Raw genomic sequence first — 21,146 nt, forward strand, 5'->3', positions numbered from 1 at the left:
GCTCCTTGGCCCCGGTGGGCCCGGCGTGTCCGCGCGCCGCGGCCGCACCGCGTCGGCGCCGCCAACTACCGTGCTACACATGTGGTTTCGTGCCACCACTCGGGTGCATGCGACCCACCTCCCCCGAAGAGGCAGATGTGGTGGATGCGGCTGACGAGCCGAACGTGTCGACCGAGCCGACCGAGCCGACCGAGCCGAACGTGTCGAACTCGGCAGCCGCACCGGCCGCGACCGACGAGGCCGCGGAGTCCGGAGCGCCCGGCGCGGGCGTCTGCCCGTGGGTGACGCCGACGCCCGCGGTCCACGTGATCGTTTCCCTCGACCGCCGCCGGTCCGCGCCGCCGGGCTGCGCGGCGGTGCCCACACCCGCGGCCGCGGCCAGGCGGGCCGCGGCCCGTCCGTACGCCGAGCGCACCGTCGCTTCGCGCACCGCCAGCGCTTCGGCGGTGTCGAACTCGTCGAGCCGCGCGTACGCCCGCAGCACCGTGACCGCACGCTCCAACCGCGTCAGCCCGTCCAGCCCCCGCAGCACCTCGTCGCGAGCCCGTTCCGCCTCGGCGTCCGTGCACGAGCCCGGTTCGCCGGCCCCGACCGCGGCGCCGACTCCGGCCCCGGGTGCGACTCCCGCCCAGACCTCCGCGGAGCCGGCCGCCCACCCTCGGCCCGGCCCCCGCGTCGGCTGCGGCCGCCACGGCAACGGCCGCCACGGGTCCAGGTAACCGGCCACCAGTGCCCGGTGCGCGATGCGCGTCGGATCCGACTCCGCCGAGTGCCGCCACTTGAGATAGGTGCGGGCCAGTGCCCTGTCGACCCGCCGCTCCGCACGTACCGGGTCGCCGGTCAGGAGTTCGGCGGTATGCAGCAGCCGGTCCCCCACGGCGCGGACGAACGCGTCGAACTCACGTTGATCGCGGCGATGCACGACACCTCCCGGCGGTGCGGCTTGTGATGTGCACTTGTTCCACCAGGGGAGCGAATGGATTCCCTTGACCGGAATATCACGCGTAGGCGCATATCTGGACCGGTTTCACGAGGATTCCTCCTCGCGAAGATCATTCGATCGATCCCGGAACGTCCGTTTCACGCTGCCCGGTTGCGCGGGCCGCACGCCCGTCTCCGCGGGCGACATGCGCGGGATGCGGTGAGCGGACATCCGGTACGCCGTGCCGGTCGGGGCCCTATCCTTCGTGCCACCACATCCCCACGACGAGTGAGCCGCAATGACACCCGACCTGGCGCCCGACGACGCGCTGTACGACCGGATGCAGCACGAGGTCGCGCTGTTCGCGCGGCGTGCCGAGCAGACCCGCCTGGGTGCGGCCGGCGAATTGCGCTACACCATGGACCGCGCGGCGTACCTGCTGCTCGGCCGCCTCGAAGTCGACGGCCCCATGGGCGTGAAGGCACTCGCACAAGCCATGTCGATCGACTCGTCGACCGTGACGCGGCAGGTGACGCCGCTGGTCGAGCAGGGGTACGTCGACCGCGTGCCCAACCCCGACGACGGCCGCGCGGTCCTGCTGCGGCTGTCCGAGATGGGCCTGGACCGGCTGCACCAGGTCCGCCGGGCGCGGATCCAGCTGATGGCCGAGATGTGCGACGACTGGGCGGCGGAGGACCGCGAGCGGTTCACCGAGCTGCTGGCCCGGTTCAACCAGGCGATGGTGCGGCGCCAGGCGGCGCGTGCGGGGGCCGAGGGGCAGCCCGCGGCCGAAGGGTGACTCGCGTCCGAGGACTGAGCGCGTCCTGAGGACCGCGCGCGGCGACTGACGGCTCGTCAGCCCCGCCGCGCGCAAAGGCCCGTGCCGACTCACGCTGTCCGACTCAGGCTGTCCGACTCGGGCTTTCGGCTTCAGGTTGGTCCGATTCAGGGTTGTCCCCGAGGCGCACCGCGGGCCGTCCGGGCCACCATGAACCCACCGATCGCCGCGGCGTTCCGGTGGCGGCAAGTACGGGACCCCGCCCGTACGCCGAACGCCACCGCCGCGCGGTGAGGCCCCGGGGGGAGGTCTCACCGCGCGGGGCTCCGCACCAATACGTTCGGCCCGCATCGACCCGGGCCGCACGTGGGGGGTCCAGGGGGACACCCGGTGCAAGGCGGAGCCGAAGAACCCGCGGCGATCGGCCCACCCGGCCCGCCGACAGTCGCTCTGCCGCGCTCCGCGGTTCGACGGCCCAGCGGCGGAGGAGGATGTCCCGGTGGCTGCAACCGGATCACCGCTGACCGTCGTCCTCGTCGACGACCACGAGGGTTTCCGCAGGCTGGCGACCCGGCTGCTGACCTCGTGGGGGTACCGGGTCGTGGGGGAGGCGGCCGACGGCCCCGGGGGCGTCGAGGCGGCCCGGCGGCTGCGTCCCGACCTGGTGCTGCTCGATGTGCAGCTTCCGGGGTACGACGGCTTCACGGCGGCCGACCGGATCCGGGCGGACGACGCGGGGGTGGGGATCGTGCTGATATCCGGGCGGGCGCGCGACGACTACGGCGACCGCATCGCGGGGGCGCACGCCGACGGCTACATCTCGAAGGAAGAGCTGTCGCCGCAGAGCCTGGCCGCGACCCTGCGCGCTTCGGCCGCACGGAGCCCGGCCGCGCCGACTCCGACCACGCAGCGCCAGACCGCGCAGCGCCCGGGTGACCCGCCCATCGCGGACGACCGGTGAACCGCAGCACGCGCGTCACCCGGACCATCATCGCGGGCCAGGCCGCCGCCACCCTCCTCGCGATCGTCGCCGTCCGCTACGGCGGCTACCACCTCACGTGGTCCGAGACCATCAGCCACACGGTTCTGCCCCTGCTCGCCGGATGGGCGTTCACCTGGTGCGCCGTCGTCGCCGCGGAACGCCGCCGCCCGGGCGAGACGATCTGGCCGATGCTGCTCGCCGCCGTGATGTGCACGCTGATCCTGTTCGGCGGGGTGCACCACAAAGTCGCCTTCCTCGTCGGCTTCTTCGCCGACTGGCTGGTCATGGGCGTGATCGCGCACGTCATGACCGACTTCGCGCGGGGCAAGGCGTACCCGCGGCTGCGGCGTGCGCTGCTGGTGGCCGCGTACGTCACCACCGGCCCGTGCGTGGTCGTGTGGTTCTGGCTCGGCGGCGGCTGGGACGTCCGGCCGCGCGACCTGCTCGCCGAGACCGACGTCGCCAACATCTCGCCGCGCCGCGCCGACATCGTGTTCTCGATGCTGCCGACCATCGTGTACCTCGTCGCGCTCAGCCTCTTCTGCGTCCGCTGGTGGACCGCGAGCCGGCTGCTGCGCCGCGGCTGGACCCCGGTGCTGCTCGGCAACATCGGCATGACCGGTGTGTACGTCTACACGGGACTGATGGTCATGGTCCCCGCGCTGCGGTCGACGTACGGCACCGGCATCGCCGCCGCCCGCGTCTCGCTCGCCGTGTGGCCGCTGTTCCTGCTGGCCGGCATGATCCGGGCCCGCGCGGGGCGTTCGGTGGCCGCCGACCTGGCCGCCGAACTCGGCCATTCGCCCCCGCCGCCCGGCCGCCTGCAAGGTGCCCTGGCCCGCTCGCTGCGCGACCCGAGCCTGCGGCTGATCTACTACCGCCCCGGGTACGACGACTACGTCGACCCCGACGGCCGGCCGCGCCCGCTCCCGGAGCCCGGGCCGGGCCGCGCAGTCATCGCGCTTCCCGGCGTCGGCGCCATCGCATACGACCCCGCACTCGACGAATCCCCGGACCTCATCTGGGCGGTGGCCGCCACCGCGCGGCTGCTGATGGAGAACGAGCGCCTGCACGCCGAGGTCCGGGCCCAGCTGGCCGAGGTCCGCGCGTCGCGCACGCGCATCGTCGAGGCGGGCCTCGCCGCACGGCGCCGGATCGAACGCGACCTGCACGACGGAGCGCAGCAGCGGCTGGTGACGCTGGCGCTGATGCTGCGGGTCGCGCGTACCCAGGTGCCGGGCGGCGACGAGGCACTCGCGGCAAGCCTCGACGAGTGTGCCGGGGAGCTCAAGCTCGCCATCGCCGAACTGCGCGAGCTGGCCCGCGGCATCCACCCGGCGGTGCTGACCGAGGCCGGGCTCGGTGCCGCGCTCGTGTCGCTCGCCGAGCGGTCGCCGGTGCCGGCCGAGGTGGTCGCCGTGCCCGAGGACCGGTTCCCGCCGGGCCTGGAGGAAGCGGTGTACTTCGTGGTCAGCGAGTCGCTGGCCAACGCCGCGAAGCACGCCGGCGCCGCCCGCGTGACGATCGCGGTCCATCAAGGGGAAGGGGCGATGACGGTGGAGATAGCCGACGACGGGGCGGGCGGCGCGGATCCGTGCGGTGGCTCGGGCCTGCGCGGACTCGCGGACCGCGTCGAGGCGTTGGACGGCGTGCTGACCGTGCACAGCCCCGAGGGCCACGGCACCCGGGTCGTCGCGGAGCTGCCGTGCGCGTCGTGATCGCGGACGACGCCCTGCTGTTCCGCGAGGGCGTCGCGCGCCTGCTGGCCGAGGCCGGCTTCACCGTGGTCGGACAGGCCGGCGACCCGGACGGGCTGGTCGCGCTGGTCCGCACCGAGCACCCCGACGTCGCGATCGTCGACATCCGCATGCCGCCGACGCACACGACCGAGGGGCTGGACGCCGCCGTCACCCTCGACTCGGTACGCCCCGGTATCGGCGTGCTGGTCCTGTCCCAGTACGTCGAAGGCCACCACGCGGTACGCCTCCTCGGCGGCGACGCGCCCGGCCGCGGCTACCTGCTCAAGGAGAGCGTCACCGACCTCGACCGGTTCGCCGCCGCGATCCGCACGGTCGCGGACGGCGGCGTCGTCGTCGACCCGGAGGTGGTCGCCGGCATGCTCGGCCGCCGACGTACCGGCGGGGCCCTGGCGGGGCTGTCGGACCGTGAGGCCGAGGTGTTGTCGCTGATGGCGCAGGGACGTTCCAACCAGGCCATCTGCGCCGAGCTGTTCCTCAGCCCGAAAACGGTCGAGACCCACGTGCGCAACATCTTCGGCAAGCTCGAACTCCCGCAGGGCGCGGACGGGAACCGGCGGGTACTCGCGGTCCTGACCTTCCTCCGCGAGGGGAAGATCGGCCGGTGACACACTGAGGGCATGAGTTCGCCCTCACCCCAGTCGGTCTCACTGGACGACATCCGCGTCGCGCACAAACTGCTCGACGGCGTCGCCCGCACCACGCCCCTCGCGGGCTGCCGTGCGCTGACCGAGCGCATCGGCGGTCCCGTCTACCTCAAGTGCGAGAACCTCCAGCGCACCGGCTCGTTCAAGATCCGCGGCGCGTACGTGCGCATCGCGGGCCTCACCGAGGACGAGCGGGCGCGCGGCGTCGTCGCGGCCAGTGCCGGCAACCACGCCCAGGGCGTCGCGCTCGCCGCGCAGCTGCTCGGCGTACGGTCCACCGTCTTCATGCCGGCCGGGGCGCCGCTGCCCAAGATCGCCGCGACCCGCGGCTACGGCGCCGAAGTGCTCCTGGAAGGCACCACCGTCGAGCACTGCCTGGTCGCCGCCAAGGAGTACGCCGACGCGACCGGCGCGGTGTTCATCCACCCCTTCGACCACGAGGACATCGTCGCGGGCCAGGGCACGGTCGGCCTGGAGATCCTGGAGCAGTGCCCGGAGGTGCGCACGATCCTCGTCGGCACCGGCGGCGGCGGTCTGCTCGCGGGCGTCGCGGTCGCGGTCAAGGCGCTGCGCCCGGACATCAAGGTGATCGGCGTGCAGGCGGCCTCCGCGGCCGCGTACCCGCCGTCGCTGGCGGCGGGCCGCCCGGTCGCGCTGCCGTCGGTGACGACGATGGCCGACGGCATCGCGGTGGGCTGCCCCGGCGAGGTGCCGTTCTCGCTGATCAGCGAGCTGGTCGACGGGGTGCGCACGGTCGGCGAGGAATCGCTGTCGCAGGCACTGCTGCTGTGCATGGAGCGGGCCAAGCTGGTCGTCGAACCGGCCGGCGCGGCGTCGGTCGCGGCGCTGCTGGAGGCGGGCGGCTCGCAGTCGTACGTCACCATCGAGCCACCCGTGGTCGCGATCCTGTCCGGCGGCAACGTCGACCCGCTGCTGATGCTGCGCGTGCTGCGGCACGGCCTCGCGGCCGCCGGGCGCTACCTGTCGCTGCGGGTACGCATCCCCGACCGCCCCGGCGCGCTGGCCACGCTGCTCGCCGAACTGGCCGCGACGGACGCGAACGTGGGGAACGTGACGCACGTGCGTACCGACGCCTCGCTGCAACTGGGCGAGGTGGAGGTCGAACTCCAGTTGGAGACCAAGGGCGTCGAGCACTGCCGCGAGGTGATCGCGGCGATGACCGAGGCGGGGTACCCGGTCACGGAGGCGTGAGCGGTCGGTCGGGCGACACACGCGCGCAGCACGTACACGCGGACCTTCTCGCGACACGCGCGGACCTTCCGCGGCCGGATCTTGCCCTCACGCTGTGTCAGTGCGCTGTGCTTGGCTGGTGACGACCTGTGGCCGGGGGAAAACCGGTCGCGCCGGTTCGGGTCGCGCGGCAGGGTGGAAAGCGACACGCACAAGATCGGATACCCGTCCGGTCGCGACGGCCGCCGACCCGGCCACGCGCCGCCATCACGACTGACGCGGAACACCGCCCGAGGAGTGATCCAACAACATGCAGGATGCGATCGTCGCCGAAGGTCTGGTCAAGACTTTCGGCGAAGTACGGGCGCTCGACGGCGTCGACCTCAATGTGCCGACGGGGACCGTCCTCGGCCTGCTCGGGCCGAACGGGGCCGGGAAGACCACGACCGTGCGGGTCCTCACCACCTTGCTCACCCCCGATTCCGGACACGCCACGGTGGCCGGGTTCGACGTCGTCAAGCAGCCGAACCAGGTCCGCCGCTCGATCGGGCTGTCCGGCCAATTCGCCGCCGTGGACGAGTACCTGACGGGGCGTGAGAACCTCCAGATGGTCGGCGAGCTCTACCAGATGAGCGCGAAGGACTCGAAAGCCCGCGCCGTCGACCTGCTCGAATGGTTCAACCTCGCGGATGCGGCCGACCGGCCGGCCAAGACGTACTCGGGCGGTATGCGCCGCCGGCTGGACCTGGCCGCCGCCCTGGTGGTCCGGCCTCCGGTGATGTTCATGGACGAGCCGACCACCGGCCTCGACCCGCGCAACCGCCTCGCCCTGTGGGAGGTCATCCAGGACCTCGTCGCGGACGGCACCACGCTGCTGCTGACCACGCAGTATCTGGAGGAGGCCGATCACCTCGCGCACGACATCATGGTCGTCGACCACGGCAAGGTGATCGCGCGCGGCACCGCCGACCAGCTCAAGGCCCAGACGGGTGGCGAGCGCGTCGAGGTGGTCGTCCACGACCGCGAACTGATCGGCACCGCGACCGAGGTCCTGCGCGGTTTCAGCCGCGACGACGTGGCCATCGACCAGCACACCCGCCGCCTGACCATCCCGGTGCAGGGCGGCGCCAAGCTGCTCGCCGAGGTCATCCGCGAACTCGACCAGCGCGGCGTCGAGATCGACGACATCGGGCTGCGCCGCCCGACCCTCGACGACGTGTTCATCTCGCTCACCGGCCATCACGCCGAGGACGCCGACGACAACGGCGACGGCGGTGACGACGAAGGCGGGGACGCCGGACGCCGTACCGCCGACAAGGCCGCACAAACCCGGAAGGACGCCGCCCGATGACGACCGACACCGTGGCGAAGGGCTCGATCTCGCCCACCTCTCTCGCGCCGAAGCCGCGCGGGGGGCTGGTGCAGTCGTTCCACGACTCGATCGTCATCGCCAAGCGCAACCTGATCCGCATGACCCGGATCCCGGAGATCGTCGTCTTCGGCATGATCCAGCCGGTCATGTTCGTGCTGCTGTTCGCGTACGTCTTCGGCGGCTCGATCAACGTCGACGGGTCGACCGACCCGAAGATGTTCCGCGAGTTCCTGATGGCCGGCATCTTCGCCCAGACGGTCACCTTCGCCACCGCCGGTTCGAGCGCGGGCATCGCGGAGGACATGACCAAGGGGCTCATCGACCGCTTCCGCTCGCTGCCGATGGCGCGCGGCGCGGTGCTCACCGGGCGGACCATCGCCGACCTCGTGCAGACGGCGCTCACCATGGTCGTGCTGATCGTGGTGGCGCTCCTGGTGGGCTGGCGGGTCCACGAGGGCATTCCGAAGGCGCTGGGCGCGATCGCGCTCATGCTCCTGCTCGGCTACTCGTTCACCTGGATCGGCGCGCTGATCGGGCTGTCGGTGCGTACTCCGGAGGCGGCGACCTCGGCCGGCCTGATCTGGCTGTTCCCGCTGACGTTCGTGTCCAACGCGTTCGTGCCGACGGCCGGCATGCCCACCTGGCTCCAGCACATCGCGGACTGGAACCCGTTCAGCGCGACCGTGCAGGCGGGCCGCGTGCTCTTCGGGAACCCGGGCGTGTCCGAGTCGAACGCCTGGCCGATGCAGCACCCGGTGTGGGCGTCGCTGCTGTGGTCCCTGCTGATCATCGCGGTGTTCCGCACCCTCGCGGTCCGCAAGTACCGCTCCGCGACCGCCTGATCGGCAACGCCGCCCGACGGGCGGCAGCGGAAACCGAGCACCGACGACGCGGAAGGGCCCCGGCCACGGCCGGGGCCCTTCCGCGTCGCGCGTCGCTCTCGTCCTTGCTCCCGTCCGTGCCGCCGTCCTCCCGCCGCACCGCTGTTGTGCGGCGGGGGACCGGCCGGTCGGGGCCGGCCGGGTGCCCGGGGTCAGCCGGTGTAGGGCTTGACCTCGATGATCTCGACGTTCATCGACTTGCCGTTGGGCAGCTCGTAGCTGCCGCTGTCGCCGATCTTCTTCCCGTTGATCGCGGTGCCGAGCGGCGACGCGGGCGAGTAGACCTCGACGTCGTTGCCGACGTCCTCGCGCGAGCCGAACAGGAACGTCATGGTGTCGTCCTTGTCGCCGTCGAACGCGACCGTGACGATCATGCCCTGGCTCACCACACCGGTGTCCGCGGGTGCCTCGCCGACCTTCGCGTTGTCCAGGAGGCCCTTGAGCTGGCGGATGCGCAGCTCCTGCTTGCCCTGCTCCTCCTTGGCCGCGTGGTAGCCGGCGTTCTCCTTGAGGTCGCCCTCCTGCCGGGCTTCCTCGATCTTGGCGGCCAGCTCGGTACGGCCGGGACCCGACAGGTGCTCCAGCTCGGCGGTGAGCCGGTCGTACGCCTCCTGGGTGAGCCAGGTGACGTTTTCGCTGGTCTGGGTCACGGATGCTCCTCGTCGGTCATGGAACGTGTTCTCGCCCCGGATAAATCAGCGCCCCTTCACCATCCGGGGCCAGGTGCGCCGCCGGCGATGAAGGGACGAAACCCCGAGACTAACAATTTCCCAGGCGGACCGGCACTCATGCGTCCGCTCAGACGATGCGGCAGCCGTCCAGCTCCGCGGTGTTGGGCCGGTCCGTGGTCTGCAGCACCTCGGTGAGCGTCGTGTTCGACACTCCGGCCGGGACGCGGACCTCCTTGCGCCCCACCTCGGCCCCGTCGCCGCCGCGCGAACGCAGCACGCAGACGGCCTCCTTGCCCTTGTCCTTGCGCACCTCGACCTGCACCTCCACGGACCGCTCCGACGTCACCCGATAACTCGGAATACTCGCCGTGACATCGCGGTTGGCCTGGTCGAGACCGATCCATACGGTCCCGGAGACCAGCAGCACCAAGAAGACGACAAAGGCGATCCGCAGCTTGCGGTCCTTGCCCCGCACGGGGGCGCGGCGGCCGTAGCGGTCGCGGGAGAGCGCGGCATCTGAACCGGCCGAACCGGCGGTCTGGGTCACTGGTCCACTCCCGTGCCTCGGTCCGCGGACCGGCGGGTTTCGCCCGGGCCCACTGCTTCGGCCACTATATGACGGGTCTCCGGAGCACAAGGGGGCCGCCTCCGCAGAACCCGGGGGCGCTATCAGGAGGAGCGACTTTTCCCGTGAGTGAGCGGCTGAGGCTGATGGCGGTGCACGCGCACCCCGACGACGAGTCCAGCAAGGGCGCGGCCACCATGGCGCGGTACGTCCGCGAGGGTGCGGAGGTCCTCGTCGTCACCTGTACCGGGGGCGAGCGCGGATCCGTCCTCAACCCCAAGCTCCAGGGCGACCCGGAGATCGAGGCGAACATCGACGAGATCCGCCGCAAGGAGATGGACGCGGCGCGCGAGATCCTGGGCGTCGAGCAGGCGTGGCTGGGCTTCGTCGACTCGGGCCTGCCCGAGGGCGACCCGCTGCCGCCGCTGCCGGACGGCTGCTTCGCCCTGCAGCCGGTCGAGAAGGCCGCGGAACCGCTGGTACGCCTGATGCGCGAGTTCCGCCCGCACGTCGTGACCACGTACGACGAGAACGGCGGCTACCCGCACCCCGACCACATCCAGACCCACAAGGTGAGCGTCGCGGCGTTCGACGCCGCGGGGGACCCGGACGCGTACCGCGAGGCCGGCGAGCCGTGGCAGCCGCTCAAGCTCTACTACAACCAGGGCATTTCGCGGGCCCGCGTGCAGGCCCTGCACGAGGCGATGGTGGCGCGCGGCCTGGAGTCGCCGTACGGCGAATGGCTGGAGCGCTGGGGCGACCGCGACGAGCGCGACATCACGACGCGCGTGCCGTGCGCCGACTACTTCGGGCTGCGCGACCAGGCGCTGATCGCGCACGCGACCCAGGTGGACCCGGACGGCTTCTGGTTCCGGGTGCCGCTGGAGGTCCAGCGGGAGGTCTGGCCCACCGAGGACTACGAGCTGGTGCGTTCGCTGGTCGACACCGACCTGCCCGAGGACGACCTGTTCGCCGGGATCCGGGCCGCCGCGAACGTCTGAGCGACCCGGCGCGGCGCGCCGTCCCCCATACGAGCGACCTGACGGCCGCCCCTCTTTTCTCATGCGCACAAGCGCGTGCGACCCTTGAGGGGCGGCCGTCCGCGTTCGCCCGCCGCATCCGTCGACTGGAGGAACCCCATGACCGACCTCGCCCTGCAGCTTGCCGCGCTGGAGGAGGACAAGGTCACCCCCGGCCTGTTGGGGTTCACCGTCGTCGCGGTCCTGGCGGCGGCGACCTGGCTGCTGCTCCGCTCCATGAACAAGCAGATCCGCCGCGTCAATTTCGAGGAGGCGCCGATCCAACGCGACCTCCCCGTCCAGCGCACCTCCGCCTCCGACGAAACCCCCGACGCCGCCACCCCCGACCCCGAAAACCCCGCCGACGCCGCAGACAACCGCAAGACACAGGACAACGGCGCCAAGTAGGCGGGTGGTCGTCCTGCGAGGATGGCGGTATGAGCAACCGCCTTGCGGGATCGACCTCGCCGTATCTGCTGCAGCACGCGGACAACCCTGTCGACTGGTGGCCTTGGGGGGAGGCGGCGTTCGCGGAGGCGCGGCGGCGGGATGTGCCGATTCTGCTGAGTGTCGGGTACGCGGCGTGCCACTGGTGTCATGTGATGGCGCACGAATCGTTCGAGGACGCGGAGCTTGCGGCGTACCTGAACGAGCACTTCGTGGCCGTCAAGGTCGACCGTGAGGAACGCCCCGACGTCGACGCGGTCTACATGGAGGCCACCACCCGCATGACCGGCCAGGGCGGGTGGCCGATGACGGTGTTCTGCACACCGGACGGCGAGCCGTTCTACTGCGGGACGTACTACCCGCCCGCGCCCCGGCACGGCATGCCGAGTTTTCGGCAGTTGCTGGAGGCCGTCGGCGACGCGTGGCGGGAGCGCCGCGACGACGTGGTGGCGAGCGGTGCCAAGGTGGCGCAGGAGCTGGCCGCCCCGCGCGGCGGGCTGGTGGGGGCGCAGCCCCCGGGCGTCGAGGACCTGGACGCCGCGCTGCGGGCGAGCCTCCGCGACTACGACGAGGCGCGCGGCGGGTTCGGCGGGGCCCCGAAGTTTCCGCCGTCGATGCTGTTGGAGTTCCTGCTGCGGCACCACGCGCGCACCGGTGAGCGGGCCGCGCTCGACATGGTCGAGCACTCCTGCTCGGCGATGGCGCGCGGCGGTATGTACGACCAACTCGGCGGCGGCTTCGCCCGGTACTCCGTCGATGCGGAATGGATCGTTCCGCACTTCGAGAAGATGCTGTACGACAACGCGCTGCTGATCCGCGTCTACACGCACCTGTGGCGCACCACCGGCTCGGCCTTCGCCCGCCGGATCGCCCTGGAGAGCGCCGACTTCCTGGTCCGCGAACTGCGCACGCCGGAGGGCGGGTTCGCGTCCGCGCTGGACGCCGACAGCCTCGACGCGGCCGGCAAGTCCACGGAGGGCGCCTTCTACGCCTGGACGCCCGACCAACTCGCCGAGGTGCTCGGGCCGGACGACGGGGCCTGGGCGGCACAACTGTTCGAGGTCACCGAGGCCGGTACCTTCGAGCACGGCATGTCGGTCCTGCAGTTGCTCGCCGACCCCGACGACCCGGCCCGCTACGAGTCGGTACGCGAGCGGTTGTTCCGCGCCCGCGCCGAACGCAGTCGGCCGGCGCGCGACGACAAGGTGGTGGCGGCCTGGAACGGCCTGGCCATCGCCGCACTGGCCGAGGCCGGCGCGCTGTTCGACCGGCCGGACCTGGTCGAGGCCGCGATCGCGGCGGGCGATCTGCTGGTCAGCGTGCACCTGGGTGCCCCCGGGGCGGCACCCGTGGACACCGCCGCCGAGCACGGCGACGAACACCGGGGCGAACTCCGGGACGAACTCCGGGACGGAGACAGCGACGACCACGGCCAGGACTGGGGCGATCGGCTGGCGCGTACCTCGCGTGACGGCCGCGCCGGGCCGAACGCGGGTGTCCTGGAGGACTACGCGGACACCGCCGAGGGCTTCCTCGCGCTGTACGCGGTCACCTCGGACGACGTGTGGCTGACCTTCGCGGGTGTCCTGCTCGACGTGGTCCTGGGCCATTTCACCGGCGAGAACGGGGAGTTCTTCGACACCGCGGACGACGCCGAGCAGTTGTTCCGGCGCCCGCAGGACCCGACGGACAACGCGACGCCGTCCGGCTGGACCGCGGCGGCGGGCGCGCTGCTTTCGTACGCGGCGTACACCGGCTCCGCCGAGCACCGCGACGCCGCCGGGGTCGCCCTCGGCCTGGTGAGCCCGCTCGGCCGGCAGGCGCCGCGCGCGATCGGCTGGGGTCTCGCGGTGGCCGAGGCGTGGCTCGACGGCCCCCGCGAGATCGCGGTGGTGGGCCCGTTCGACGACGCGGCGACGCGTGTACTGCGCCGTGTCGCTCTGATGGCGACGGCCCCGGGGGCGGTGGTCGCGGTGGGTGAGCCCGCGGAGGACGGCGGCGGCCCGGTGGCGCTGCTGCGCGACCGTCCGCTGCAGGACGGGCACCCGGCCGCGTACGTGTGCAGGCACTTCGTGTGCCGGGCGCCGACCGGCGACGCGGCGGAACTCGCCGCTCAGGTCGGCAGTCGCGACGCTGGGTAACGCTATGGTTTCGTGACGTAACACCAGAATTCGCATGGCATACATGCATACTGAGTATGCTCTCTCCTGCAGAACCAGCTCTGGGGGACGTCGGCTCATGCGCGGATTCGTGGTGTTCCGGGAAAAGTTGTCACTCGCCCGCAAGGGCACGCCGCCCGCTTGGGCGCTGCTCGCCTTGGCCGCGTCGGTCGTCGTCTACCTCGGGGTGCGGGGCCTGACCAAGCCGTCGATGGTCGACCTGGTGGTCTACCGCGCCGAAGGTGCCGCGGTCGCGGCCGGCGTCGACCTGTACGGCCCGCTGGCCACGCCGCACAACCTGCCCGCGACCTATCCGCCGTTCGCCGCACTGCTGTTCACCGTGCTGATCCTGCCGCCGTACGAGGCCCTCCGGCTCACCGTGATCGGCCTCAACATCGCGCTGCTGCTCGTGGTGGCCCTGCTCTCCTGCCGCCTAGCCGGCATCGACGGCCGCCGCCGCACCACCGTCGCCGTGGTCGTCACCGCCGTCGGCATGTGGGCCGAACCGGTCTTCACCACCTTCCGCTACGGCCAGATCAACCTGCTCCTGCTCGCGCTGGTCCTCGCCGACTTCACCCGCCCCGCCACCGCCCGCACGCGCGGATTCGCGCTGGGCATCGCCGCCGGAATGAAGGTGACACCCGGCATCTTCGTGCTCTACCTGCTGCTGACCCGCAGGTTCCGCGAAGCCGCCGTCGCCACCGTCACGTTCGCCGCCACGGTCCTGGTCGGCGTACTGGCCCTGCCCGACGCGAGTCGCCGCTTCTGGGGCGAACTGGTCTGGGACGCCGACCGCGTGGGCCGCCTGGAGAACGCGGCCAACCAGTCGATCCGCGGCTTGGTCGTGCGTATCACGCACACCCGCGAGCCCGACAAGGCGTGGCTCCTGCTGGTCGCCGTCGTCGCGGTGGCCGGGCTGGCGTGCGCGGTCTTCGCCCATCGCCGGCTGGGGGACCGGTGGGGCCTGCCGGTGTGCGCGATGACCGGTCTGCTGATGGCCCCTATCGCGTGGACCCACCACTGGGTGTGGTGCGTACCGATCGCCGTACTGCTGTGGGCCGATGCCCGTCGTGCCCTGGCCGCCGTCGCGGTCTTCTGGACCTTCGCGGTCTGGGCGGTACCGCATGTGCCTTACGTGGAACTGGACTTCGCGCCCTGGCAGACCGCGCTCTCGGCCTGGTACATCCTGTTCGGTCTCGGCTTCCTGGCGTTCGCCGCGTGGCAGGCGCGGCGGGCGGCCCGGCCGGCCGCCGCGGTCCTTGTGCCACGGCGGTCGGCCGCGCCGGTGAGCGGCAGCCGCGCGCCCTGACCGCCGCCGCGCACCGCGGTTGTGTGTGCCCGGACCGCCGCGTACCACGGCCGCATGCGGCCATGGCCGTCGCCGCACCCCGCGGCGGCCCGTCCGCTACATCGTGTGCAGGCCCGACGCGAGGAAGCGGAGCGCCTCGTCGACCACCTCGACCGGGTCGCGGACGAAGCCGTTTTCCGCCCACAGCAGCATCGACTCGTTGAGCACCCCGACGACCGTCGCCGCCGCGTACCGCGGCTGCGGGTCGTCGGGGTCCCGTCCGGAACGCTCCGCGAACACCTCGGCCATCATCCGCATCGTCTCGCGCTGCTGGTGGTACGAGCGGGCCTGCACGGCCGGCTCGGCCACCGCGAGGCGCATCCGGATCTCCATCTCCGCGCGGCCGTCGTCCATCATCGCCCGCAGCGGTCCCAGAACGGCCTGCCGAACCGTTTCGACAATCGGCGTGCCGGGCGCCACCGCGCGCAGCGCCTGCATGATCGCCGGGTCGTACTCGTCCGTCAGCACGACGTCTTCCTTGGTCGGGAAGTACCGGAAGAACGTGCTGGGCGACACCTCGGCCGCGTCGGCGATCTGATCGACCGTGGTCGCGTCGTACCCCTGCTCGCGGAAGAGCCGGTACGCCTCGCGCCGGATCGCCTCGCGGGTCCGCCGCTTCTTGCGCTCGCGCAGGCCGAGCGGGGGTTCCGGGAGTACGGAGGACTGTGGCGGGCCGGCCTTCGAGGTCATGGACGCCATTGTCGGGCAGCGCCCCAGCCGCCCGGAACACGAGCGGGGGCGCACCTCCCATGTCATGCCGATGCCACAGGCGCCGGATCCGCCGCACCGCCCGCGGCACCGTCGGCCGCACGGTCCGGCCGCGCCCCCCGCGCCGCTTCCCCTGTCTCTTCCCCCGTCGCGACCGCGGCCCGGCGGCCCGGCAGGAACGCCGCGACCAGCAGCGCGACCACGACCGACACTCCGCCGCACACCAGCAGGACCAGGTCCATGCCGTGCACGAACGCGGACTGCGCGTCCGCGAGCAGCGCGGTGTCGCCGGTGCGCGACGCGACCTGCGCGGCCGCGGCCACCGAGTCGTCCGCCGGACCGACCGCGTCGAGCCGGTCGCTGTACGCGGCGGCGAGCAGGCTGCCGAGCAGCGCGATGCCCAGCGCGCCGCCGACCTGCCGCATGCTCTGCAGCAGGGCCGACCCGACCCCGGCACGCTCCGGCGCGATGGTCGCCATCACCGCGTCCGTGGCCGGCACCAGTGACAGGCCGAGTCCGAATCCGGCGAGCGTCAGCCACAGGGCGATCAGGCCGTATCCGTCGGACGCGCTGCCCGTCGAGCCCAGCAGCACGGCACCGCCGAGCAGCAGCAGGCCGACCGGGATGACCACCCGGAACCCGAGGTGGGGGACGAGTCGGTCGCTGAGCACCGCGGCGACCAGCAGCCCGCCCATCAACGGGACGAGGCGGACGCCGGTGCCCAGCGCGTCGAACCCGTCGACGGACGCGAACCGCTGCGGCAGCACGAACAACACGCCGCCCATCACGAACGACGGGACCACCGCGGCCGTCGAGCCCCACAGGAAGTGCCGGTCGCGGAAGAGCCCGAAGTCGATCATCGGTGTCCGCGAGCGCGTCTCGCGCAGGACCAGGGCCGCGAGCAGCAGGACCCCGGACGCCGCGAGCACCAGGACGACGGGGTCGACCCAGCCGCGGCGCGGTGCCTCGATGACACCGAAGACCAGCGCCGCGAGCCCGACGGCACCGAACACCGAGGCCGGGACGTCGATGCGTCCGGCGTGCGGGTCGCGCGACTCCGGCAGCAGCAGCGCGCACGCGATGCCCGCGAGGACCACGAACGGCACGTTGAGCAGGAACACCGAGCCCCACCAGAAGTGCTGGAGCAGCAGGCCGCCGAGGATCGGCCCGAGCGGCATGCCGAGTGCCATGCCCGCCGCCCACAGCGAGATCGCCCGCGAGCGCTCCTCGGCCGGGAACAGGCTCGGCAGGATCGACATCGACAGGGGCATGATCAGCGCCCCGCCGATCCCCATGAGCGCCCGCGCCGCGACGACCATGCCCACCGAGTCGGCGAACGTGCCCAACAGCGAGGCCGCCCCGAAGAGGCCCAGCCCGACCAGGATCAGCTTCTTGCGCCCGAACCGGTCGCCGAGCAGGCCCGCGGGCAGCAGCAGCGCCGCGAAGACGATCGTGTACGCGTCCACGATCCACTGCAGGTCGCCGGTGTCCGCCCCCAGCTCCGTCGCCATCGTCGGCAGCGCGACGTTGAGGATCGTCATGTCGAAGCCGAGCACCAGTACGCCCATGACCAGCGCGCCGAGGGCCCACCACCGGCGGGGGTCCGCCGTCGTCGTGTCCATGTCCACCCCTTGGTAGTAGCTGTTAAATGACAGTAGCTATCAAAAGATTTCAACTGTCAAGAGGGTGCTACTGTCATAAAGTGCCTCGGCCTGCTCTCCGGGCAGGGGCCGGGCGCGCAAAAACGGCCGAGGCCCGCATCCCTGGGGATGCGGGCCTCGGCCCGAAGCGTGTCCGGTGTGTCAGGAGGTGTGGCGAAAGTACATCCGTCGGGTGGGGGTTCGCCTGCCGGTTGCCGGTTGCCGGTTGCGGGCCTGCGGGCCTGCGGGCCTGCGGGGCAGTGCCTACTGGGTGTACGCCACCAGCGAGACGCCCACGTAGTGGGCGGTGAACGCCGCGAGCGTGAACGCGTGGAAGACCTCGTGGAAGCCGAACCAGTGCGGCGAGGGGTCCGGGCGCTTGAGCCCGTACACGACGGCGCCGAGGCTGTAGAGCAGGCCGCCCGTCACCACCAGCACCAGGACCGCGACCCCGCCCTCGCGCAGGAAGTCGGGGATGTAGAAGACGGCGGCCCATCCGAGCGCGACGTACACGGGTGTGTAGAGCCAGCGTGGTGCGCCGATCCAGAAGACCCGAAAGCAGATGCCCGCGAGGGCACCGCCCCAGACCACGAACAGCAGCGGCGAGTCGACGCCGAAGAGCAGGATCGAGAAGGGCGTGTAGGTGCCCGCGATGATCAGGAAGATGTTGGCGTGGTCGAGGCGCCGCAGCACGGCCTCGCCGCGCGGGCCCCAGTTGCCCCGGTGGTACAGACCCGAGGTGCCGAAGAGCATCGCGGCGGTCAGTGCGAACACCGCGCACGCCAGCCTGGCCTTCGTGGTGTCGGCCACGGCCACCAGCACGATCCCGCCGGCCACGGCCAGCGGGAAGGTCCCCAGGTGAAGCCAACCGCGTAGTTTGGGTTTGACGGCGGGGCCGTCGGGCGCGAGGGCGTGTACGTCCACACTCATGCGGGAAGTGTACTTACGGGGACGTAGGTTACCTGTTGGTAGGACGTGAAACTCATCACGGAATATCCGCGCCGAACCGGGGTTCTCGCGCCGATCTTTGGGTCATCCGCCCGTTTTGGGGGCACAACTTCCCGGCCGGGGCCCTCCCGCCCGATCCCCCGTGTGGGTGACCGCGTTAAAATCCCCGCAACCCTCAACCCCGACGCCGGGGGCTCGCCGTCCCCGGCGCGAAATGGAGCGATCGTGGCGTACGAGGCCCTTGGCCTGGACAAGGCCCCGACGAAACACAGTCAGCTGATCGAATGGGTGCGCGAGATCGCCGAGCTCACCCAGCCGGACCGGATCGAATGGTGCGACGGTTCCGAGGCGGAGTACCAGCGCCTCGCGGACCTGCTCGTCGAAAAGGGCACGTTCAAGAAGCTCGACGATGTGAAGCGTCCCAACAGCTACTACGCCGCGTCCGACCCTCGGGACGTAGCGCGCGTGGAGGACCGCACCTACATCTGCTCGGAGAAGCAGGAGGACGCCGGTCCCACGAACAACTGGGTCGCCCCGGCCGAGATGCGCGCCAAGTTCGGCGGGCTGTTCAAGGGCTCCATGAAGGGCCGCACGATGTACGTCGTGCCGTTCTGCATGGGCCCCCTCGGCTCGCCGCTCGCCGCCTACGGCGTCGAGATCACCGACTCGGCGTACGTCGCCGTCTCCATGCGCACCATGACCCGCATGGGTCAGCCGGTGCTCGACATCCTCGGTACCGACGGCGACTTCGTGAAGGCGGTGCACACCCTCGGTGCCCCGCTGGAGCCGGGTCAGGCGGACGTCCCGTGGCCGTGCAACGAGACCAAGTACATCTCGCACTTCCCCGAGGACCGGGAGATCTGGTCCTACGGCTCCGGCTACGGCGGCAACGCCCTGCTGGGCAAGAAGTGCTACGCGCTCCGCATCGCCTCGGTCATGGCCCGCGACGAGGGCTGGATGGCCGAGCACATGCTCATCCTCAAGCTCACGCCGCCGTCCGGCGCCGAGCCGAAGTACGTCGCCGCGGCCTTCCCGTCCGCATGCGGCAAGACCAACCTCGCGATGCTCCAGCCCACGGTCCCGGGCTGGAAGGTCGAGACGATCGGCGACGACATCGCGTGGATGCGCTTCGGCGCGGACGGCCGCCTGTACGCGATCAACCCGGAGGCCGGCTTCTTCGGTGTCGCACCCGGCACCGGCGAGGAGACCAACGCCAACGCGATCAAGACCCTGTGGGGCAACTCGGTCTTCACCAACGTCGCGCTCACCGACGACGGCGACGTGTGGTGGGAGGGCATGACCGACGAGGCGCCCGCACACCTGACCGACTGGAAGGGCAACGACTGGACGCCGGACTCGGAGACGCCGGCGGCGCACCCGAACGCCCGCTTCACCGTCCCCGCGTCGCAGTGCCCGACCATCGCCCCCGAGTGGGAGGACCCGGCGGGTGTGCCGATCTCGGCCATCCTTTTCGGCGGCCGCCGCGCGAGCGCGGTCCCGCTGGTCACCGAGTCCTTCGACTGGCAGCACGGCGTCTTCCTCGGGGCCAACGTGGCCTCCGAGAAGACCGCCGCGGCCGAGGGCACCGTCGGCGAGCTGCGCCGCGACCCGTTCGCGATGCTGCCGTTCTGCGGCTACAACATGGGCGACTACATGGCCCACTGGCTGGAGATCGGCAAGGCGACCGACGCGTCGAAGCTGCCGAAGATCTACTACGTGAACTGGTTCCGCAAGGACTCGGACGGCAAGTTCGTCTGGCCGGGCTTCGGCGAGAACAGCCGGGTGCTCAAGTGGATCGTCGAGCGCCTCGAGGGCATCGCGGACGGCGTCGAGACGCCGATCGGCGTCCTGCCCACCCAGGACTCCCTGGACCTCAAGGGCCTGGAGCTGACCGACGCCGAGCTCGAACTGCTGCTCACCGTCGACCGCGAGATCTGGAAGCAGGAGGCCGCGCTGGTCCCCGAGCACCTGGAGAAGTTCGGCGAGCACACGCCGCAGGAGCTGTGGGACGAGTACAACGCGCTGGTCTCGCGCCTGGAGGCGTGACGTACCCCTCGCGGCGTACGGCCTCCGGGTCCGTGTGAGGTACGCGCCCTGAGCGCGCCCGGGAAGCCGGGTGCGCGAGGGGCCGGATGTGTGAGACGGCTCCGCCGGAATACCCGGCGGGGCCGTTTCGCTTGCATGACACGCGGAGTCTTCACCGACTCTTCACGCCGCTCGGCGTTCGGGTGATTCCCGCTGGTCCGGTTGCGGGAGTAGGGTTTCCGGCGCGGGTGATCCACAGGACGGAGGAGCGGCAGGTGGACATGAGCCTGCGGGACCTCGTCTACGGCGCCTACGGGCGGCGCATCGAGACCTCGCTCGACCCCACCGACGTACCGCGCCACGTGGGCGTGATCCTGGACGGCAACCGGCGTTGGGCCAAGGCGTACGGCGAGCAGCCGGCCGAGGGCCACCGCAAGGGCGCCGACAAGATCCACGAGCTGCTCGGCTGGTGCGAGGAGGTCGGTGTCGAGGTCGTCACGCTGTGGCTGCTGTCCACCGACAACCTCAACCGGCCGCCGGAAGAGCTCGCCGATCTCATGGAGATCATCGAGAACGCGGTGCGCGACCTGGCCGCGACCCGCCGCTGGCGCGTGCACCCGGTGGGCGCCCTCGACCTGCTGCCCGAGCACACCGCGACGGTCCTCAAGGAGTCCGAGGCGGCGACGTCCGACATCAAGGGCGTGCTGGTCAACGTCGCGGTCGGGTACGGCGGACGCCGCGAGATCGCCGACGCCGTCCGCTCGCTGCTTCAGGAGCACGCCGAGCGCGGCACCTCGATCGCGGAACTGGCCGAGGTGCTCGACGTCGAGCACATCTCCGAACACATGTACACGCGCGGGCAGCCGGATCCCGACCTGGTGATCCGCACATCGGGTGAACAACGGCTGTCCGGATTCCTCCTGTGGCAGAGCGCGCACTCGGAGTTCTACTTCTGCGAAGCGTTCTGGCCGGACTTCCGCAAGGTCGACTTCCTGCGCGCACTGCGCGACTACGCGGCGCGCCACCGCCGTTACGGTGCCTGAACTTTCCCGGCGGCCAAACGTTACGGCAGCAAATTCGGTGGCT

At 71.6% G+C, this 21,146-nt stretch carries 19 protein-coding genes; 13 read left to right on the plus strand and 6 right to left on the minus strand.

Annotated elements, in window-relative coordinates; all coding sequences use genetic code 11:
- Window positions 1–73: 73 nt before the first annotated feature.
- A complete protein-coding gene (locus ACWD12_RS19500; RefSeq protein ID WP_450100560.1) occupies window positions 74–922 on the minus strand; it encodes a hypothetical protein in 849 nt (282 codons plus the stop codon).
- Window positions 923–1,220: 298 nt separating this feature from the next.
- Here ACWD12_RS19500 and ACWD12_RS19505 point away from each other — a divergent pair, with 298 nt between their 5' ends.
- From ACWD12_RS19505 to ACWD12_RS19535, 7 genes are all read left to right on the plus strand, one after another.
- Window positions 1,221–1,721, plus strand: coding sequence for a MarR family winged helix-turn-helix transcriptional regulator (locus ACWD12_RS19505; protein WP_450100561.1), 501 nt, complete (start codon window positions 1,221–1,223; stop codon window positions 1,719–1,721).
- 478 nt (window positions 1,722–2,199) lie between these two features.
- Window positions 2,200–2,661: a response regulator gene (locus ACWD12_RS19510; protein WP_450100562.1), complete on the plus strand. Its 462-nt coding sequence runs from the start codon at window positions 2,200–2,202 to the stop codon at window positions 2,659–2,661.
- Complete coding sequence (locus ACWD12_RS19515; RefSeq protein WP_450100563.1) at window positions 2,658–4,400, plus strand: sensor histidine kinase; 1,743 nt, start codon at window positions 2,658–2,660, stop codon at window positions 4,398–4,400. The genes ACWD12_RS19510 and ACWD12_RS19515 overlap by 4 nt, the downstream gene beginning before the upstream one ends.
- Window positions 4,388–5,047: a response regulator transcription factor gene (locus ACWD12_RS19520; protein WP_358355535.1), complete on the plus strand. Its 660-nt coding sequence runs from the start codon at window positions 4,388–4,390 to the stop codon at window positions 5,045–5,047. The genes ACWD12_RS19515 and ACWD12_RS19520 overlap by 13 nt, the downstream gene beginning before the upstream one ends.
- Before the next feature lie 12 nt (window positions 5,048–5,059).
- Window positions 5,060–6,298 (plus strand): threonine ammonia-lyase, encoded by a 1,239-nt coding sequence (gene ilvA, locus ACWD12_RS19525; protein ID WP_358355536.1) that lies wholly within the window; start codon window positions 5,060–5,062, stop codon window positions 6,296–6,298.
- Window positions 6,299–6,587: 289 nt separating this feature from the next.
- Window positions 6,588–7,628 carry an ATP-binding cassette domain-containing protein gene (locus tag ACWD12_RS19530; RefSeq protein ID WP_450100564.1) on the plus strand — a complete coding sequence of 347 codons (1,041 nt, stop codon included), beginning with the start codon at window positions 6,588–6,590 and terminating at the stop codon, window positions 7,626–7,628.
- Window positions 7,625–8,491 carry an ABC transporter permease gene (locus ACWD12_RS19535; protein ID WP_358355540.1) on the plus strand — a complete coding sequence of 289 codons (867 nt, stop codon included), beginning with the start codon at window positions 7,625–7,627 and terminating at the stop codon, window positions 8,489–8,491. Before ACWD12_RS19530 ends, ACWD12_RS19535 begins: the two co-directional genes overlap by 4 nt.
- Window positions 8,492–8,682: 191 nt before the next feature.
- Here ACWD12_RS19535 and greA read toward each other — a convergent pair whose 3' ends face one another.
- Together greA and ACWD12_RS19545 are read right to left on the minus strand one after the other, a co-directional pair.
- Window positions 8,683–9,180: a transcription elongation factor GreA gene (gene greA, locus ACWD12_RS19540; RefSeq protein WP_358363807.1), complete on the minus strand. Its 498-nt coding sequence runs from the start codon at window positions 9,178–9,180 to the stop codon at window positions 8,683–8,685.
- A gap of 148 nt (window positions 9,181–9,328) precedes the next feature.
- Complete coding sequence (locus tag ACWD12_RS19545) at window positions 9,329–9,748, minus strand: DUF4307 domain-containing protein (RefSeq protein WP_358363805.1); 420 nt, start codon at window positions 9,746–9,748, stop codon at window positions 9,329–9,331.
- Window positions 9,749–9,891: 143 nt separating this feature from the next.
- Here ACWD12_RS19545 and mca point away from each other — a divergent pair, with 143 nt between their 5' ends.
- The 4 genes from mca to ACWD12_RS19565 all read left to right on the plus strand — a co-directional run bounded on the left by mca (window position 9,892) and on the right by ACWD12_RS19565 (window position 14,700).
- Complete coding sequence (gene mca, locus ACWD12_RS19550) at window positions 9,892–10,767, plus strand: mycothiol conjugate amidase Mca (protein WP_358363803.1); 876 nt, start codon at window positions 9,892–9,894, stop codon at window positions 10,765–10,767.
- Between the two features lie 138 nt (window positions 10,768–10,905).
- Entirely contained in the window at window positions 10,906–11,193 is a 288-nt protein-coding gene (locus ACWD12_RS19555) for a hypothetical protein (protein WP_358363802.1), read from the plus strand.
- Between the two features lie 29 nt (window positions 11,194–11,222).
- Complete coding sequence (locus tag ACWD12_RS19560) at window positions 11,223–13,373, plus strand: thioredoxin domain-containing protein (RefSeq protein ID WP_450100565.1); 2,151 nt, start codon at window positions 11,223–11,225, stop codon at window positions 13,371–13,373.
- Window positions 13,374–13,470: 97 nt separating this feature from the next.
- Entirely contained in the window at window positions 13,471–14,700 is a 1,230-nt protein-coding gene (locus tag ACWD12_RS19565; RefSeq protein ID WP_450100566.1) for a glycosyltransferase 87 family protein, read from the plus strand.
- 96 nt (window positions 14,701–14,796) lie between these two features.
- Here ACWD12_RS19565 and ACWD12_RS19570 read toward each other — a convergent pair whose 3' ends face one another.
- From ACWD12_RS19570 to trhA, 3 genes are all read right to left on the minus strand, one after another.
- Window positions 14,797–15,429 carry an acyl-CoA-like ligand-binding transcription factor gene (locus tag ACWD12_RS19570; protein ID WP_358363797.1) on the minus strand — a complete coding sequence of 211 codons (633 nt, stop codon included), beginning with the start codon at window positions 15,427–15,429 and terminating at the stop codon, window positions 14,797–14,799.
- 62 nt (window positions 15,430–15,491) lie between these two features.
- The gene (locus ACWD12_RS19575; protein ID WP_450100567.1) at window positions 15,492–17,069 is read right to left on the minus strand and encodes an MFS transporter; all 1,578 of its coding nucleotides are present in this window, start codon (window positions 17,067–17,069) and stop codon (window positions 15,492–15,494) included.
- A 282-nt stretch (window positions 17,070–17,351) separates the two neighbouring features.
- The gene (gene trhA, locus ACWD12_RS19580; RefSeq protein ID WP_358363795.1) at window positions 17,352–18,017 is read right to left on the minus strand and encodes a PAQR family membrane homeostasis protein TrhA; all 666 of its coding nucleotides are present in this window, start codon (window positions 18,015–18,017) and stop codon (window positions 17,352–17,354) included.
- Between the two features lie 240 nt (window positions 18,018–18,257).
- On the opposite strand from trhA, the gene ACWD12_RS19585 reads away from it, so the two are divergent.
- Together ACWD12_RS19585 and ACWD12_RS19590 are read left to right on the plus strand one after the other, a co-directional pair.
- Window positions 18,258–20,081 (plus strand): phosphoenolpyruvate carboxykinase (GTP), encoded by a 1,824-nt coding sequence (locus ACWD12_RS19585; RefSeq protein ID WP_435839210.1) that lies wholly within the window; start codon window positions 18,258–18,260, stop codon window positions 20,079–20,081.
- Between the two features lie 260 nt (window positions 20,082–20,341).
- Window positions 20,342–21,103: an isoprenyl transferase gene (locus tag ACWD12_RS19590; RefSeq protein ID WP_358363791.1), complete on the plus strand. Its 762-nt coding sequence runs from the start codon at window positions 20,342–20,344 to the stop codon at window positions 21,101–21,103.
- Window positions 21,104–21,146 lie beyond the last annotated feature (43 nt).

Source organism: Streptodolium elevatio, from assembly GCF_053592165.1.